We start from the raw sequence: 16,640 nt of genomic DNA, 5'->3' as shown, positions 1-16,640 counted from the left end.
CTTATAGCGAGAAGCCGTCGCGGTCGCCTCTATCGAACGATTCCCGTCACGAAACCCATCGCGTCGGTGAGCTCGCTCCTGGCTCCAATGCCCAACTTCGCGTAGACGCTCGACAGGTGGTTGTCGATGGTCCGCACGGAAGTCACCAGGGACTCCGCGATCTCCCGGTTGGTCAGCCCGCGGGCCGCGAGCGAAGCGACCTCCAGCTCCCGCTTCGTCAGCCGCGGCACCGTGAACCTCGCCAACGCGGGCGTGCGCGCACTCTGACAGCGCGCCACCAGCCGGGCGAACAGCGCACGGTTCCCTGACGCCGCAGCGGCTTCGGCCGCGTGCAGCATGACCCCTGCCTCCTCGAACCCTGAGGCCACCCGTTCGAGCGACGCGTTGTCGTTGCGCACCAACGCCAACGCGTGATCGCCGTACAGCGGCACGAGCCGCCCGTGCACGAACGACGCGAGTTCGACCAGCCGGTCGACTGCCTCGCCGGCGTGACCGAGCCGCACGGCCTCGTGCAACAGCATCGCCTCCACGGCGTGCTCCCCGTGTGCGCGGGCGTCGTCGGCGAACTCGAGCGGCGACGCGCCACCCGCCCAGATCCGCGCCTGCCACAGCCCGCATCGGTACGGCCGTTGCCCCTGTGGCACCAAAGCTTCCGCGGCGGCGAGCAGATCGCGGGCGTCGTTGCCGCGCAACGCCTCCACGTGCGCGAGCTCGCACAGCCGGAAGAACGGACGGACCGGCTGGGCCTCCCGCAGCAGCACCATCGCATCGTCGAGCCGCCCGCGCGCCCGCGCGAGACCGGCCCGCACGATGGCCCAGTGGGAACGCATGGAGTCCCATTCGCTCCTGGACCGATGGGCCTCGACCGCGATCTCCTCCACGCCCTGCAAATCGCCGTACATGGTGCGAATGAAAACCTTCGCCGAAGTGAACATCTCGGCGCCGAGCGGCACCGCCTCCCACGTCTCCAACTCCGGAATCTCGCGCGGCTCGCGGCCCTGAACGGCGTTGATCAACGCCTCGATCACGGCCTCCGCCGGTTCGGCGCCGGGTAACACCGCCAGCGCTTCGGCGTACTTTCCCGCGTCGAACAACAGGTTCGCCTGCACCAGTGGCGTGTCCACCATGGCCGCCGCCTCCGCGCTGCGGCCGAGCCCCCAGCCGATGTTCATGGCCCGCATGGCGACGATCTCGACCGGGTCGTCGGCGGAAGCGACCATCGCGAAGACCTCTTCGGCCTCCTCGGAACGGTCGGTGAACGCCAGCACCTGCGCCAGCAGATGCGCCGCCGGCGGTCCGCCACCCAGAGCCCAGGCGGCGCGGGCCAGGCGTTCGGCCAGCACGACGTCTCCGAGGAGACACGCCCGCCCGGCCGCGGTCAGCAACAGCTCGGGGTCGTCCGCCGAGCCGCTGTCCAGGCGCAGCACGGCGACGCGCAACGGGTCGTCCAGCACCGACGCCAGGTAGCGCTGATGGGTGTGCGTCCGCAGCGGCGGGCAGCCCGCGCGCAACGCCTCGCCGTACAACGGATGCGCCAGCCGCAGCCCTTCCTCGGACGCGGTGACGAAGTCGTCCAACGACTCCAGCACACCGGGATCGAACAGCTCGAAGCCGAGTGGTTCGCCGAACGCGAGCAGCTCGAGCACCCGGCGTTGCTCCGGCGCCAGCGCACCCAGCCGGTGGTCGATCAGCTCGGCCAGCCGTGGCGACATGGGCAGCGGACCGTCCAGGCGCCACAGGCCGTCGACCTCGGCCAGCGGAGCCGCGAGGAGCAACTCCCGCAACAACAACAAGTTGCCCGCGGTGGCGGTCCAGAGCCGGTCGGCCGCCCGGCTGTCCACCGGCCCGCCCAGCACCTCGGTCAGCACCGACGTGAAGTCCGCGAACCCCAGCGGTTCCAGGTCGAGCCGGTCCAGCAACTGGTCCTTCCACAGGGCCACCACTGGGGCCGGCGCCGGCGTGCCGGACCGGATCGTGGCCACCACGACCGCCTCGCGATGTTGCGCCAGCTGATGCAGCAGCACGGCGCTGGTGTCGTCGAGCAGGTGCGCGTCGTCCACGCCGATCACCTTGCCGCGCAACGAGTCCCGTGCCGCGTGCAACATCGCGAGCGGGCCTTCGGGGATGTCCGGCGGCAACCAAGGCGCGAGCACGCCGAGTGGAATCGACGCCGTGGCGGTGGTCGCGCGGACCAACGGCACGCCGGCCGCCTCCAGCAGACGCGTCTTGCCCACCCCGGCCGGCCCCGCCACGATCAGCCCAGCGCCCCGCAGCGCGCGGCGGACGTCGGCGAGCTCGGCCGCCCTCCCCACGAACGGCCACCCCATGCACCCCAGGCTAGGTGATCGGGCCGTCGAACATGGGTGATCGCCTACTCAGGTGCCCGATCGGCGGCACCGACACGCTCGACACATGCGAATCGACGAAGTCTTCCACCAGGATCCGTTCCCGTTCTACGACCTGTGCCGCGAGCAGGGACCGGTCCGGGTCGCGATGCCGGACGGCAGCGCGCCGTGGCTGCTGACCCGCTACGACGACGTCGTCAGCGCGCTGAACCATCCCGGACTGAGCAGCGCGATCGCCCCGATGATCGGGATGATGAACCACACCGATCCACCGGACCACACCCGGTTGCGCAAGCTCGTCGTCAGAGCGTTCAGCGCGCGTCGCGTCGATGCGCTGCGACCGCGAATCCAGCAGATCGCCGACGAGCTGCTCGACGACTGGACGGGCGCGCCGGTCGTCGACGTCATCGACACGTTCGCGGTCCCGTTGCCCATCACGGTGATCTGCGAACTGCTGGGCGTGCCCGCCGAGGATCGTTCGCTGTTGCGTGAGCTCAGCGCGGGCCTCACGCGGCCGAACGACATGATCGAGTCGTATGGCCGGCTGATCACCTATCTGAATGGCTTTGTCGCCGGGAAACAGCCTGGTGACGACCTGGCCACCGAGCTCATTCAGGCTCAGCGTGATGAACGGCTGAGTGTTGACGAACTGATCGGAATGCTGATCACGTTGATCGTCGCGGGGCACGAGACGACGGTGCAGCTGATCGGAAACGGAACCCTGGCGTTGCTCCGGAATCCGGAGCGGCTCGCGGCGCTGAAAGCCGATCCGGACCTGGTACCGGCCGCGGTCGACGAGCTCCTGCGGTTCGACGGGCCGCTCAGTCCAGGAATGATGCGCATAGCGGTGGACGACGTTGTCATCGGAGGCACCGAGATCGCCGAGGGCGACCTGGTGCTGGTGTCCATCGCCGCGGCGAACCGGGATCCGGCCCGGTACGAGAACCCGGATGTCCTGCTCTTCGATCGCGGTCCGAACCTGGCGTTCGGCCATGGGATCCACCACTGCCTCGGCGCACGGCTGGCCAGGCTGGAGGGTGAGATCGCCTTCGCGACGTTGCTGCGGCGTTATCCGGATCTCGCGCTCGTCACCGACGAGGTCACGTGGAGGGTGTCGTTCACCCGCGGGCTGACAGGACTTCTCGTGCGACCGAGGCCCTGAGCGCCGCACGTGCGGCGGCGATGTCGTCGACGGCGAACACTTCTGGCCCCGTCGCCAGAACAAGATCTTTGTCCGATGCCACCGCGAGCAGAGAATGTTTCTCGGTCAACGATTTGGCTTGCCGGACAACTCCCTTGGCATCAACGCGGATCAGCGTGACGTCCGTCTCCGACCAGGGAAAATCTTCGACGGTACTGGATTTTCGCAGTCCGTCCACGTCGAACAGAGCAAATCTTGGCATGCCACCAACTTAGCGAGGAAAGGTTACCGAAACCCAAAGATCACCCTTTCACCGCAATGCGGCCAGCAGATGAGACAGGTTGACACCAACGGCGTCAGCCAATCGGCGGACGTGTTCTGGTGCGGGCGCCAGCGGGTGTGTGTCCCGAGTGGGCGGCAGCCCTTCGCCACCTGAGAACTTCGACTGTGGCGTCACCGGAGCCTTGATCTGATAAACCCGCCAACGGGGAATCTTCGAGTCCGCCATCGCGAGCGTGCCGCCGTGCCACAGCAGCACGACGGACTGCCGGTCGTTGCGCGCGAGTACGCAGCTCTCACCGATCAACGTGGCGGCGCGGGCGGCGGCGCGCAGCGGGTTGCGGAACTCGCCGTCGATCACCCACACGCCGTTCATCAGTTCGGCGGCGAAGCCCTCCGCCTCCAGCGCGGCGAGCAGCTCGGCGTCCTGGTCGTCGGCCGCGGCCATCGCCAGTTCGACGACCTCCTGCACCTCGCCCGCCGTCACGACCCGCGCGCCGGCCTCGGTCGAGTTCTGCAGGAACCGCTCGACGTGCGCGTCGTCGGCGAACGCGGCCCACTCCTGCGCGCGCTCCCAGGCGGCCTTCGCGACCAGGTCGGCCTCCGAACCGCCGCGCAGCCGGGCGTCCTGCAGCAGCTGGGCGAGGCAGACCGCGATCAGCGAGCTGAGCAGGCCGTCGTCCTGGCTCTCATCCTCCTGGGGGACGAGCGATGTCGTAACGTCACGCAGGTCCGCGCGCCAGCTCTCGTCACCCGCCCACACGCCGACGGCCAGCGTGTTCAGGTACCGGTACGCGAGCGCCATCCGTTGGAGCAAGGGCGTCTCGGCGACATCCCTCGCGTCGCGGCGCAACGCCGCCTTGTGTCCCGCGCGGTCGGCGGGCTCCACCCGTTCGACGCGAATCGTTCCGAGATCTTCCGAGAAGTCCTGCCACCGGGTGAAGACCTCGCCCACCGTCATACCTCCTGCAACCGTGCCACTGTCTCGAGCACTCTTCTGGTGCGCGCCACCTCGTGCGCGCGGAACACGGCGGCCCCCTGCACCGCCGCGATCGCCGTTGCGACGAGGGTGCCCTCGACGCGTTCGTGCAGCTCGACGCCGAGGGTCTCCCCGACGAAATCCTTGTTGGACAACGCCATCAGCACGGGCCATCCGCTCGCGGCCAGCTCGCTCGCGCGGCGCAGCAGCTCCAGGCCGTGCCAGGTGTTCTTGCCGAAGTCGTGGGTCGGGTCGATGAGGATGCCCTTGCGCGGCACGCCCAGTCGTGCGACCTCTTCGGCCTTGGTAGTCGTCTCTGCCAGAACGGATCCGACGATATCCGGGAACGTCACGCGGTGCGGCCGAGTTCGAGGTGTGATGCCGCCCGTGTGCGAGCAGACGTAGCCCGCCTGGAACTCGGCGGCGACCTCGGCGAGCTTCGGGTCCGTGCCCGCCCACGTGTCGTTGAGCAGGTCGGCGCCCTCCGCGCAGGCCAGGCGGCCGACCTCGGAACGCCAGGTGTCGCTGCTGATGATCAGGTCCGGGTAGGCGGCGCGCACCCGTGCGATGAACGGGACGACGCGGCGGATCTCCTCCTCGGCGTCCACGAGGTTGCCGGGGCCGGCCTTCACACCGCCGATGTCAACGATGTCCGCACCTTCGTCGACGACCCGGTGCACGGCCTCCATCGCCTCGTCCTCGGCGTAGGTCGCGCCCTTGTCGTAGAACGAGTCGGGGGTGCGGTTGATGATCGCCATCACCAGCGGGCGGTCCCGGAGGATGGTCCGGCCACGAAACTGGAGCTCGATCACAACCCCTGTCTATCAGGCCACGCGCCCGTGCGGCACATGGCGGGCGTCTCAATGACTGTCGGTGCCCGTCGGCATACTGCCGGACGTGGACGAGAACCTGCTGGGAGAGGCCGTCGAGGCGCTGTGGCGCGGCGGGTGGCTGCCCTACGACGTGCACCAGGTGGTGTCGCGCAACCTCACCGAGTCGGAGGTGTCCCTGGTCGTGGACGCCATCACGGCGTCGTGCGCACGTCATCACCCGTCGACGATGCACCCGCGGTGGCTGCAGCAGCTGACGGAGATCGGCGCCGAGGTGTGGTGGGATCGCTCCCGGCCCCTGCTTCCGCAGTGGGCGGTCCGGCACATCGAGACGCCGGAGTACACCGCGCGGACGCTTGCGCGTCTGCTGAAGTTCTTGGGCTCGTTGGGCGTGCTGCCGCGAATTCTGCCGCTGCCGGGCACCGCTACGGGCTCCGCGGTTCCGCTCGGTGTCGACCAGAAGGTGCTGAACCGGGTGCGCGGGCTGCTCGCGAAGGCGGAGTCGACGCAGTTCCCCGAGGAGGCCGAGGCGCTGTCCGCCAAGGCACAGGAGCTGATGAACCGCCACGCCCTCGAACGGGCGATGCTGGACGCCGGCGCGCCGCAGGTGGCGACGTCGCGCCGGATGTGGCTCGAGAAGAGCTACTTCAAGGCGAAGGCGCAGCTCGTGGGTGCGGTCGCGGACGCGCACCGGTCGCGCGCCGTGGTCTACGGCAACGTCGGGTTCGTGGCGCTGGTCGGTGAGGACCTCGACCTGGAGATCACCGAGCTGTTGTCGACGTCCCTGCTGGTGCAGGCGACCAGGGCGATGGTGCAGGCGGGCGCGGGTGGTGGCGAGGCGCGCAGCCGCGGGTTCCGGCAGTCGTTCCTGATCTCCTACGCGCATCGGATCGGCGAACGGCTGACCGCTGCTCCGGTGTCCGATGAACGGCTGCTGCCGGTGCTCGTCGAACGCAAGCAGGCCGTGGACGAGCTGTACGACCAGATGTTCACCCGGACGAAGACGATGCGCGTGTCCGTCGGCAGCGCGGCCGGGTGGCACGCGGGGCGGACCGCCGCCGATCTCGCGGACATCGAGGTTGGCCGATCCTCGGTCACGTCGGGCTAGGATTCGCGCGTCGCCGCCCGTGACATTGGGTGGTGCACGTCCATGTTCATCAGATCCCTCTTCGTCGCCGGGCTGCTGGTTCTCGCTTCTGCTGCGCCCGCCTCCGCGTCGTCGCTCAGACAGGTGACGTCCGGCGACGGCGACTCGTTGACTCCGGTGATCAGCGCTTCCGGCCGTTACGTCGCGTTCCCCTCCGAGGCGTCCGATCTGGTGCACGGCGAACGCAACGGCGTGTCCGACGTGTTCGTGCGGGACCTGTGGACCGGGTCCGTGCGCAGCGCCTCGCGTGGTGGCGACGGGCCGTCGTTCGACCCGCCGGCCATCTCGGCCGATGGACGTTATGTGGCTTTCGTTTCGTCCGCCACGAACCTGGTGGCGGGTGATACCAACGGTGTCGACGACGTCTTCCTGACCGACATGTGGACCGGTCGCGTGCGGCGGGTCTCCGGTGGTGACGGTCCCGCTTACGGATCGCCCGCACTGTCCGCCGACGGACGGTACGTCGCGTTCCGGTCGGATGCCACCACTTTGGTTCCCGGTGACACCAACGGGGTCGCGGACGTGTTCGTGCGGGACATGGAGTCCGGTGTGACCACTCGCGTGAGTGTCGCGGCCGACGGGACGCAGGGCGACAAACTCGTGCACCACGGCATCGCCATGTCGGCGTCCGGGCAGTTCGTGGTCTTCCCTTCCGCGGCAACGAATCTCGTGCCCGGTGACACGAACGGCTCGGTCGACATGTTCGTCAAGGACATCCGGTCCGGGTCGATCGAACGTGTGAATGTTTCCTTTGATGGCACGCAATCGTCGTCGTTCACGTTGATGCCGGCCATCACGGCGGACGGCGGACTGGTCGCGTTCGTCGCGTGGGGCGACAACCTGGTGCCCGGCGACACCGAGGACACGCCGGACATCTTCGTGAAAGACTTGCGCACCAAGGAGATCCGCCGGGTCAACACGCGTATGGATGGGACCGTCTCCGACGCACAGCCGTACCAACCCTCCCTGTCGCCGGACGGCCGATATGTGGTTTTCAGTTCGCTGGCAGCGAACCTGGTCCCAGGCGACACCAACAACCTCGACGACGTGTTCCTGAAGGACCTCCGCACGGGTTCGATCAAGCGCCTCAGCGAGCGATTCGGCAAGCAGGGCAACGGTTTCTCCGTTGCGCCGACGATCTCCCGCACGGGCCGCGTGGCCTTCGCGTCGTCGGCCTCGAACCTGTCGTTCATGGACCGCAACGGCAAGTCGGACGTGTTCGTGAAGAACTAAAACTGTCAGACCCCCGGTCTAACGTCCTCCCCATGACATCCACCTACGCAAGCGAACTCCAACTGGGCGACGTGACCTACTCCCTGCGCGCCACCACGGCCCCCAAGGAAGGCCTCGTGCTGGACCTCCTGGGCGCCGACGCGGCGGGCACCGTGATAGCCGACGGCCGCCTGAGACTGCCGGTCTCGGGCGGCATCGCGGTCGGCCGGCTGGTCGCCCGCGTCCTGGACGCCCACACGCGCCTCAACGGCCGCGGCAAACGCCTACCGGCCAACGCGAACCAGCGCTGGTCGTCCGAACTGGACACCGCGCTGCGCGACGCGTGGCTGACCGCGTCCGACGACTCGGCAGTGGAACGGATCCGCGCTCTGGCCCGCTCGATGCAACGATCCCCGACGGCGATCCGCGCCCGGCTCCCGCGCGTGGGCTGCGATCCGGACATACCGGGCCGCCCCCTGTCCGAGGAAGCCGCGCGCGTATTGGGGGTGAGGTCAGGGACATCTCAGGGTGAAGCCTGATTCGCCCTGCGCGCGCCGAGCGGATTCTGGAGACACAAGTCTTCGAACCGCAGGGGGCAATCGTGGAGATCACCGGTCTCATCTCGGCAATCATCATCGGGGCGATCATCGGTGGCCTGGGCCGCCTCGTGGTGCCGGGCAAGCAGCACGTGTCGTTGCTGGCGACCATCCTCGTCGGCATCGTCTCGGCCCTGCTCGGCACCGCGGCGGCGACCGTACTCGGCGTCGCCGACACGAGCGGCATCGACTGGATCGAACTGGCCCTCCAGGTCGGTCTGGCCGGAGCGGGCGTCTCGGTCCTGGCGGGCCGCTCGCGCGCCAAGCTCCACCGCTGACCTCCCTCGAGCCGCTGTGCCCGACCGAACCCCCAGTCGGCGGGCACAGCACCCAGCCCGTGCGGGCCCAACCAATCCCGCACGCCTGCCCGGCCCCGCGGCCGGGTTGAGCGCGAGCCTCGACCAGGTCTCCGGACCCGAGCGCCCCGGCACCGTCCAGGTGCACCAGGCGGCGCCGTCCCGGACCCGGTCACACTCAGACGCCGCGGCACCTCCCGAGGTGCACGAAGCAGCGCCCGCCGTACCGCGAATGTCCAACCGCAGACAAGCGCCAGGCCCCCGAGGCACACCAACGACGCAGCCACCGCCCCTGGACCAACTGCGGTCAGCCACAGCAACAACTGCGGCCCCGGTCGCAGCGCCGCGGCACCACCCCAGGTGCACCAAACGGCGCCCCAACCGCCAGCCCGCGCATCCCCCAACCACTCACCACCATCAGCGCACCCCGGCACCCCAACGCCGCGGCACCCACGCAAGGCGCACCAACCGGCGCCACCGACACCAGCCACGCCCCGAACCACCGCAACAGCGCCCGATCCCCACCGCCGCGGCAGCACCGCAGGCGCACCAAACAGCGCCCCAACCGCCAGCCCGCGCATCCCCCGACCACCCACCACCAGCACACCCCGGCACCCCACCGCCGCGGCACCACCCCAGGTGCACCAAACAGCGCCCCAACCGCCAGCCCGCGCATCCCCCGACCACCCACCACCAGCACACCCCGGCACCCCAACGCCGCGGCACCCACGCAAGGTGCACCAACCGGCGCCACCGACACCACGCCGGCCGCGCGAAACCCGACAGCCGAAGCCGAGACCGTCGACGCAGGCCGCTAGGACTCCGCCATCAGGTGGAGCAGGTCACGGAGGGCACGGCGCTGAGGTTCGGTGAGCGCGACGAGCGGGTCGCTCGCGAACCGGAGGTGGCCGCGCAGATCCGCAGCGGCGGACTTCCCGGCGTCGGTCGTGGCGATGAGCTTGATACGCCGGTCGGTTGGGTCGGCCTGCCGTTCGACGAGTCCACGCGTCTGCAGCCGGTCGACGATGCCCGTGATGTTGGACGGTTCGACCCCCACGCGTTCGGCGACGCGCCGCATCGGCAGCGGCTCCTCTAGGGCGAGCAACGCCTTGGCCTGCTGCGGCGTGATCCCGTGCCGCGCGGCCGCCGTCTCGTATTCGCGGATGTAGCGGTCCGTGATGCGCCCGAGCAGGGCCACCACCTCGGCGGAGAGCGCGTCCATGGCAACCATCGTAGGTGAGGTTGGTAACTACAACCATTATTGACAGTAATAGTTATAGTTCATAAGCTTCTCTCGACGACAAGCTAAGGAGTTCAGGCATGAAGCAGCGCACGCTCGGCACGAGCGGGCCATCGGTCTCGGCCCTGGGGCTCGGCCTCATGGGCATGTCCGAGTTCTACGGCGCCACGGACGACGAGCAGTCCATCGCGACGATCCACCGCGCTCTCGATCTCGGGGTGAACCTCCTCGACACCGCGGACGTCTACGGCGGCGGCCACAACGAGCAGCTCCTGGGCCGCGCTCTGGCCGGACGGCGCCGCGACGAGGCCGTCGTGGCCACCAAGTTCGGCGTCCGGCCGCAGGACGGCGTCGCGACGGTGGACTCGACGCCGGAGTACGCCCGGCAGGCCGTTGACGCGTCCCTGGCCCGGCTCGGAATCGACCACATCGACGTGTACTACCTGCACCGGCGTGATCCCGAGGTGCCGATCGAAGACACCGTCGGCGCGCTCGCCGACCTGGTCGCCCTGGGCAAGATCCGGCACATCGGGCTGTCGGAGGTCAGCGCCGACACACTGCGGCGGGCCCACGCCGTGCATCCGATCGCCGCGCTGCAGAGCGAGTACTCGCTGTGGGAACGCGGGCTGGAGGCCGAGGTGCTGCCCGCCGCACGCGAGCTCGGCGTCGCCGTGGTGCCGTACTCGCCGGTCGGCCGTGGCTTCCTGACCGGCACGGTGACGGATCTCGACTCGCTCGCACCGGACGACTACCGCCGTGTCGACCCGCGCTTCCAGGGCGACAACCTGACGCGGAACCTCGCGCTGGCGGAGCGAGTCAAGACGCTGGCCGAGCAGGTCGGCGCCACCCCGACGCAGCTCGCGCTCGCGTGGCTGCTGCACCAGGGTCCGGACGTGATCCCGATTCCCGGCACGAAGCGCATCAGCTACCTGGAACAGAACGCCGCGGCCGCCGACGTGAACCTCGACGCCGACATCCTGACCGCCTTGGACGCGGCGGTCCCGCGGGGCGCGGCTGCCGGTGATCGCTACCCCGAGCAGCTGATGTCCCGCCTCAACGACTAGGTCCCGAACACGCGTCAGCAGAGGGCGAAGTCGTCCAGCAACGCTGACGCGGCCTCGACGTCCGGACTGAGCTGCCGGTCCGCCATATCCGGGTTCAACTTGGACTCGGCCAGCTCGAACGCCGCCCGCAACGAAGGCGTCCCAGGCACCACCCGGCGCAACCGCAAGGCACGCACGGCAGCGACGAGCTCGCAGGCGAGCACGAGCCGGAACGCCGACAGCGAGCGCAACGCCTGGCTCGCCGACTGGAAAGCGAAGCTGGAGTGCTCCTCCAGCCCGCGCGACACGACAGCGTTGCCCAGGCTGGCGGGTTCGGCGAGGGTGCGCACCTCGGCGAGCGCGGAGGCCGCGCTGTACTCGAGGATCATCACCCCCGAGCTGCCGCTGACGCCTTCCGCCAGGAACGGCCTGAGCCCCGTGAAGCTCGGCTCCACGAGGGTGGCGAGCCGCGCGGTCGACAGGTGACCGGTGTGCAGCAGGGCGAGCCGGACCCGGTCGAGCGTCTGGCCGAGGTAGGCGCAGTGGAACGCGCCGTGGTGGTACACGGCGTCGTCCTCGGCCCACACGAGCGGGTTCTCGGCGGCGGCGTTGATCTCGACCTCGAGTACGCGTCCGAGGTCGGTGACGGCGTCGATCGCGGGGCCGTGGATCTGCGGGAAACAGCGGTACCCGAACGGATCCTGGATCCGCGCACCGGATCCGGGAGAACCGAGCAACCTCCGCATCTCGGCCGCGACCGCGACCTGACCGGGGTGCGGCCGGCCCTGGTGGACACGCTCGGCGTAGGCCTCCGTCGAGCCGTTCACGGCGAGGAAGGAGAACGCGGTCACGACGTGCGCCGCCTGCAGCAGCTGGCGGGCGGTGTGCCACGCGAGGCCGGCCATGCCGATGGTGAGCGCGTTGCTGCTGATCAGCGCCAGCGCGTCGCCGGAGTCCAGTTCGATCGGGGAAGGGGTGGTTGTCGAACCGAGCCAGAAACGTTCGCCGATGAGGGTGAGACCGGTCTCGGCGAGTGCGGTGAGGTCACCGGTACCGATCGCGCCGTACTCGTGGACGCCCGGATAGCAGCTGTTGTTCAACGCGTCCGTCAGCGCGTCGACCACGGCGGGGCGCAGACCGGCGCCGCCCGCGAGGAGCTGGTTGAGCCGGACGACCAGCATCGCGCGAACCTGCTCCTCCGGGAGCATGCCGCCGAGCCCGCCCGCGTGGCTGCGCAGCAGGCGCAGACCGTGATCGGCCTCGCCGAACGCGTCGACGACCTCGCTGCGGTTGGCGCCGACACCCGTGTTGCGGCCGTAGATCAACTGCTGCGTGACGAGCCGGCGGGTGGCATGCCACGACGCTTCGACGCGGTGGCGTCCGTCGGCGTGCACGGTGACGGGGACGTGGAACCGGGCGACGCGGACAACGTCCTCGCCGCCGAGCGACCGGCCGTCCAGGACGACCGGTTCGTCCGACGGGCCCAGGTCCAGCGGTGCTTCGGGCATGGGGATATGTGAACACACGTGAGGAGGTGCTACCGACCACTGGGAATCGACAACCGAATAGGGTTCTGGGGTGCTGGTGTTGCATGGACTCTGCACCGCCGACGGGCGACCGGTCCTGTGGGCGGAGGACTCCGAGCTGCCCGCACGCACGGACAGCAAGCGCCGGGACGTGCCGCACCCGTTCGCGGCGGGCGCGGACGCGCTCGCTGACGCCGTCGGCCTCGACGAGGTCAAGGCGACCACGCGGACGTTGCTGCTGCCGTCGTTCGCGAGCGGACCCGCTGCGTCGCCGGAGCTCGTCCGCGATCCGCTCACGGCCGGGCGCGCGCCGCGCGGAACCGTGAAGCTGCGGCCGTGGGGTGTCCCCACGATCCCGTTGCGGCCGGACGCCGCACCGGTGGACGAGGTGCGCCTGAGCGACTCGGCGCGGTTCGTGTTCGAGGTGGCGTCGTTCGCGAAGGACCTCGTCGCCCGCGGACGCGTGCTGCCGTCGATCGCGGCCGACCGGCCGGTGGCGTGCTGGGTGCCCGCGCTGACTGGAGCGGACACCGCACGGTTCGCGTCGCTGCAGGCGGCGATGCCACCGGCGTGCCGGTGCGAGGAGATCGTGAGCAGTCCGGCCGACCTGGTGCGCGCCGCGCTCGCCACCGCGGTGGACGAGGAGGTGCGGACGCGGCTCGGCCCGCTGAAGATCGCGCCGAAACGCCGCGGCCGGGCGACCACGGTCGAGACGTGGCTCGACGCGCTCACGGGTGAGCCCGCGTTCGAGGCCGACCCGGTCGAGCTGTACGAGCTGCGCGAGCACCTCGAGCGGTGGCATGCGAGCGGAGTGCGCAACAGTCCGGTGCGCACGTGCTTCCGCCTGCGCTCCCCCGGTCAGGGCGACGAGTTCCAGGACGAGTGGGCCGTCGAGTTCCTGCTGCAGTCGGTCGACGACCCCAGTGTGCTCGTGACCGCCGAGCAGGTGTGGTTCGCCGACGACAGCGTGCTGCGGCGGTGGGTGCCGTCGCCGCAGGAGTTCCTGCTGACCGACCTCGGGCGGGCCGGCCGGCTGTGCCCGGACCTGGACCAGGCGCTGCACAGTTCGCATCCCGCGGAGTTGGAGGTCGACGCCGAGGGCGCGTACCGCTTCCTGCAGAGCGCGCCGCTGCTGACGCAGGCCGGGTTCGGCGTGCTGCTGCCCTCGTGGTGGCAGCACCCGGCCAAGCTCGGCCTGAAGCTCACCACGTCGAGCCGCGGCACCGCGGGCGCGGTGGCCAAGGAGAGCGAGATCGGCCTGAAGTCGATCGTCGACTACAAGTGGGAGCTCGCGCTCGGCGAGGACACGCTGACCGAGGCCGAACTCGCGGCGCTAGCCGCTGCGAAGGTGCCGCTGGTCAAGGTGCGCGGACAGTGGGTGCAGGTCGACCAGAAACGCCTGGCGGCCGGCTTGGCGTTCCTCAAGCGTGGCGGCGGCCAGATGACCGCTGCACAAGCCATGCTCCACAGTGGACTGCACCCGGAGGACGAAAGCCTTCCGTTGCCGCTCAACGCCGTCACCGGCGACGGCTGGCTCGGCGACCTGTTGTCCGGCAAGGTCGAGCAGAGCCTGGAACCGGTCGAGCCGCCGGAGGGTTTCGGCGCGACGCTGCGCCCATACCAGCGACGCGGGCTGGCCTGGCTGGCGTTCCTGGACAAGCTCGGGCTCGGCGCGTGCCTGGCCGACGACATGGGTCTCGGCAAGACCGTGCAGCTGCTGGCGTTGGAAGCCCTCAACCGCGCCAACGAAAAGCTGCCGCCGACGTTGCTGATCTGCCCGATGTCGGTAGTCGGCAACTGGCAGCGCGAAGCGGTCCGCTTCACCCCCGAGCTGTCCGTGCATGTGCATCACGGCGCGGACCGCTTCAACGGCGACGCGCTACGCGAGGCGGTCGAGGAGCACGACCTCGTGCTGACCACGTACGCGTTGGCAGCGCGAGACGCCGACGCGCTGGGCGAGATCACCTGGGAACGCGTCGTGCTCGACGAGGCGCAGAACATCAAGAACAGCAACACGAGACAGTCCCAGGCGGTGCGCCAACTTTCCGCACGCCACCGCGTAGCGCTGACGGGCACTCCGATCGAGAACCGTCTGGCGGAACTCTGGTCCATCATGGACTTCGCGAACCCCGGCGTCCTGGGCACGGTCAACACATTCCGCGCACGCTTCGCGGTGCCGGTGGAACGCCACAACGACGAGGACGCCGCAGCCCGCCTGCGCAAGATCACCACACCGTTCGTGCTGCGCCGCGTGAAGACCGATCCGCGCATCATCACCGACCTGCCGGACAAGGTGGAGATGCGCCAGCTGTGCAACCTCACCCCAGAGCAGGCGTCGCTGTACCAAGCCGTGGTCAACGACATGCTGCAACGCATCGACGACAGCGAAGGCATTCAGCGCAAGGGCTTGGTGCTGGCGACGATGTCGAAGCTCAAGCAGGTCTGCAACCACCCGGCCCACTTCCTGAGCGACGGCTCCCGCGTAGCGGGACGTTCGGGAAAGCTGACGCGGCTGGAGGAAATCCTCGACGAGGTGCTGGCCGAGGGCGACAAAGCCTTGTGCTTCACGCAGTTCACCGAGTTCGGCAGCATGCTGGTGCCCTACCTGAGCGCGCGCTTCGACACCGACGTCCTGTTCCTGCACGGCGGCACGAACAAGGCGCAACGCGACGCCATGGTCGAACGGTTCCAGTCGACGCGCGGCCCGTCGATCTTCCTGTTGTCCCTCAAGGCAGGCGGCACGGGCCTCAACCTGACGGCGGCGAACCACGTGATCCACCTCGACCGCTGGTGGAACCCGGCGGTCGAGGACCAGGCGACCGACCGCGCGTTCCGCATCGGCCAGACGCAGAAGGTGCAGGTGCGCAAGTTCGTCTGCATCGGCACGCTGGAGGAGCGCATCGACCGCATGATCGAGGAGAAGCGCGCCCTCGCGCAGCTGGTAGTCGGCGCGGGCGAGAACTGGCTGACCGAGCTCTCGACAACTCAGCTGCGCGAACTGCTGGCCCTCTCCGGGGAGGCCGTCGGTGAGTGACCACTGGTCCGGCTACGGCCCCTATCAGAAGCCCATCCGAGTAGAGGGCGGCCTGAAAGCCCGCAGCAAACGCGGCGAAATAGGCCAAACCTGGTGGTCACGCCGCTTCCTGGAAGTCCTGGAGTCGTTCGGCATGGGCGGCCGCCTCACGCGCGGCCGCGCATACGCCCGGCAGGGCCAGGTGCTGAGCCTGTCGCTGTCGACGAGCATGGTGATCGCCCTCGTCCAGGGCTCGCGCCCAACCCCGTACAAAACGCGCATCGCGATCAAGGCCTTCACCGCCGCGGAGTGGCGCCGCATCGAGGAAGCCTTGGCGGGCAAGGCTTTGTACGCGGCCAAGTTGCTGGCCGGCGAGATGCCTCCGGACATCGAGGACCTGTTCGCAGAGCTGGGTCTGCGGCTTTTCCCGACGTCCATGCGCGAGTTGACTATGGATTGCTCGTGCCCGGACTGGGAAGTTCCGTGCAAGCACCTCGCCGCAACCTGCTACCTGCTGGCCGAATCGTTCGACAAGGACCCCTTCGAAATCCTCGCGTGGCGCGGCCGCGGCCGTGACGACCTACTCGAACGGCTCCGCACCCTGCGCGGCGCCAAGGTGCGGGCCGAGCAGCGACTGGCGGCGGTCGGCGAGGGGGACGCACCGCCTCTGACGAAGTGCCTGGACACGTTCTGGACGAAGCAGAACACCATCGCCCTCGGCGGACCGCCCGCGGCGCTGACGGGCCGGCCCGATGCGGTGCTCGACCAGCTCGACGCCGTGCCCGTCACCGTGCGAGGTGCCGGCCTCGTCGACGTGCTCCGGCCCGCGTACCAGGCGCTCGCGGATCCGCCGGCCGAGGCCTGATCGCTGGGGCGGGGCGGCATCGCTGGAGCGGCATCGCTGGGGCGGGCGGCGGCGAAAGCCGCGAGGAAGGCAGTGCAGCGGTGGCCAACGCAGCAGGGCGACCGCGCGCCCCGCTGGCCTGGGGGCGT

Annotated in this window: 14 protein-coding genes; 8 read left to right on the top strand and 6 right to left on the bottom strand. The window is 69.5% G+C overall.

Annotated elements, in window-relative coordinates; translation table 11 throughout:
- Positions 1-29: 29 nt before the first annotated feature.
- Positions 30-2,327 (bottom strand): LuxR C-terminal-related transcriptional regulator, encoded by a 2,298-nt coding sequence (locus tag QSK35_RS20270; RefSeq protein WP_285748426.1) that lies wholly within the window; start codon positions 2,325-2,327, stop codon positions 30-32.
- Between the two features lie 85 nt (positions 2,328-2,412).
- Here QSK35_RS20270 and QSK35_RS20265 point away from each other — a divergent pair, with 85 nt between their 5' ends.
- On the top strand, positions 2,413-3,507 hold the full coding sequence (locus QSK35_RS20265; RefSeq protein ID WP_285748424.1) for a cytochrome P450 family protein: 1,095 nt from the start codon (positions 2,413-2,415) through the stop codon (positions 3,505-3,507).
- Here the strand turns inward: QSK35_RS20265 and QSK35_RS20260 are convergent.
- The 3 genes from QSK35_RS20260 to folP are packed head-to-tail and all read right to left on the bottom strand — an operon-like array spanning position 3,464 to position 5,556.
- A complete protein-coding gene (locus QSK35_RS20260) occupies positions 3,464-3,748 on the bottom strand; it encodes a hypothetical protein (protein ID WP_285748422.1) in 285 nt (94 codons plus the stop codon). The genes QSK35_RS20265 and QSK35_RS20260 overlap by 44 nt on opposite strands.
- A 48-nt stretch (positions 3,749-3,796) precedes the next feature.
- Positions 3,797-4,726 carry a hypothetical protein gene (locus QSK35_RS20255; protein ID WP_285748420.1) on the bottom strand — a complete coding sequence of 310 codons (930 nt, stop codon included), beginning with the start codon at positions 4,724-4,726 and terminating at the stop codon, positions 3,797-3,799.
- Positions 4,723-5,556 (bottom strand): dihydropteroate synthase, encoded by an 834-nt coding sequence (gene folP / locus QSK35_RS20250; RefSeq protein WP_285748416.1) that lies wholly within the window; start codon positions 5,554-5,556, stop codon positions 4,723-4,725. Before folP ends, QSK35_RS20255 begins: the two co-directional genes overlap by 4 nt.
- A gap of 85 nt (positions 5,557-5,641) precedes the next feature.
- Between folP and QSK35_RS20245 the strand changes: the two genes are divergently transcribed.
- From QSK35_RS20245 to QSK35_RS20230, 4 genes are all read left to right on the top strand, one after another.
- Complete coding sequence (locus QSK35_RS20245) at positions 5,642-6,682, top strand: DUF2786 domain-containing protein (protein ID WP_285748415.1); 1,041 nt, start codon at positions 5,642-5,644, stop codon at positions 6,680-6,682.
- A gap of 42 nt (positions 6,683-6,724) precedes the next feature.
- Complete coding sequence (locus QSK35_RS20240; RefSeq protein WP_285748414.1) at positions 6,725-7,954, top strand: TolB family protein; 1,230 nt, start codon at positions 6,725-6,727, stop codon at positions 7,952-7,954.
- Between the two features lie 32 nt (positions 7,955-7,986).
- Positions 7,987-8,472: a hypothetical protein gene (locus QSK35_RS20235; RefSeq protein ID WP_285748413.1), complete on the top strand. Its 486-nt coding sequence runs from the start codon at positions 7,987-7,989 to the stop codon at positions 8,470-8,472.
- A 62-nt stretch (positions 8,473-8,534) separates the two neighbouring features.
- Positions 8,535-8,807: a GlsB/YeaQ/YmgE family stress response membrane protein gene (locus tag QSK35_RS20230; RefSeq protein ID WP_285748412.1), complete on the top strand. Its 273-nt coding sequence runs from the start codon at positions 8,535-8,537 to the stop codon at positions 8,805-8,807.
- A gap of 832 nt (positions 8,808-9,639) precedes the next feature.
- On the opposite strand, the gene QSK35_RS20225 is transcribed toward QSK35_RS20230, so the two are convergent.
- Positions 9,640-10,047: a MarR family winged helix-turn-helix transcriptional regulator gene (locus QSK35_RS20225; RefSeq protein WP_285748411.1), complete on the bottom strand. Its 408-nt coding sequence runs from the start codon at positions 10,045-10,047 to the stop codon at positions 9,640-9,642.
- Between the two features lie 98 nt (positions 10,048-10,145).
- Between QSK35_RS20225 and QSK35_RS20220 the strand changes: the two genes are divergently transcribed.
- On the top strand, positions 10,146-11,129 hold the full coding sequence (locus QSK35_RS20220) for an aldo/keto reductase (RefSeq protein ID WP_285748410.1): 984 nt from the start codon (positions 10,146-10,148) through the stop codon (positions 11,127-11,129).
- A gap of 14 nt (positions 11,130-11,143) precedes the next feature.
- Here the strand turns inward: QSK35_RS20220 and QSK35_RS20215 are convergent, their stop codons facing one another.
- Positions 11,144-12,616 (bottom strand): aromatic amino acid ammonia-lyase, encoded by a 1,473-nt coding sequence (locus tag QSK35_RS20215; protein ID WP_285748408.1) that lies wholly within the window; start codon positions 12,614-12,616, stop codon positions 11,144-11,146.
- Positions 12,617-12,686: 70 nt separating this feature from the next.
- On the opposite strand from QSK35_RS20215, the gene QSK35_RS20210 reads away from it, so the two are divergent.
- Complete coding sequence (locus QSK35_RS20210; protein WP_285748406.1) at positions 12,687-15,668, top strand: DEAD/DEAH box helicase; 2,982 nt, start codon at positions 12,687-12,689, stop codon at positions 15,666-15,668.
- Positions 15,661-16,512 carry an SWIM zinc finger family protein gene (locus QSK35_RS20205; protein WP_285748404.1) on the top strand — a complete coding sequence of 284 codons (852 nt, stop codon included), beginning with the start codon at positions 15,661-15,663 and terminating at the stop codon, positions 16,510-16,512. The genes QSK35_RS20210 and QSK35_RS20205 overlap by 8 nt, the downstream gene beginning before the upstream one ends.
- The last annotated feature ends 128 nt before the right edge of the window (positions 16,513-16,640 follow it).

The organism is Lentzea sp. NBRC 105346 (assembly GCF_030269605.1).
Lineage (GTDB): Bacteria > Actinomycetota > Actinomycetes > Mycobacteriales > Pseudonocardiaceae > Lentzea.
The sequence above is the reverse complement of the archived record's forward strand: the minus strand, read 5'-3'. Positions and strand labels throughout refer to the sequence as shown.

Bases quoted from the DNA above. Each gene is read 5' to 3' on its own strand.
- QSK35_RS20270 (WP_285748426.1), bottom strand. From the start codon at position 2,327: ATGGGGTGGCCGTTCGTGGGGAGGGCGGCCGAGCTCGCCGACGTCCGC.
- QSK35_RS20235 (WP_285748413.1), top strand. From the start codon at position 7,987: ATGACATCCACCTACGCAAGCGAACTCCAACTGGGCGACGTGACCTAC.
- QSK35_RS20255 (WP_285748420.1), bottom strand. From the start codon at position 4,726: ATGACGGTGGGCGAGGTCTTCACCCGGTGGCAGGACTTCTCGGAAGAT.
- QSK35_RS20220 (WP_285748410.1), top strand. From the start codon at position 10,146: ATGAAGCAGCGCACGCTCGGCACGAGCGGGCCATCGGTCTCGGCCCTG.
- QSK35_RS20260 (WP_285748422.1), bottom strand. From the start codon at position 3,748: ATGCCAAGATTTGCTCTGTTCGACGTGGACGGACTGCGAAAATCCAGT.
- QSK35_RS20225 (WP_285748411.1), bottom strand. From the start codon at position 10,047: ATGGACGCGCTCTCCGCCGAGGTGGTGGCCCTGCTCGGGCGCATCACG.
- QSK35_RS20240 (WP_285748414.1), top strand. From the start codon at position 6,725: ATGTTCATCAGATCCCTCTTCGTCGCCGGGCTGCTGGTTCTCGCTTCT.
- QSK35_RS20215 (WP_285748408.1), bottom strand. From the start codon at position 12,616: ATGCCCGAAGCACCGCTGGACCTGGGCCCGTCGGACGAACCGGTCGTC.
- QSK35_RS20265 (WP_285748424.1), top strand. From the start codon at position 2,413: ATGCGAATCGACGAAGTCTTCCACCAGGATCCGTTCCCGTTCTACGAC.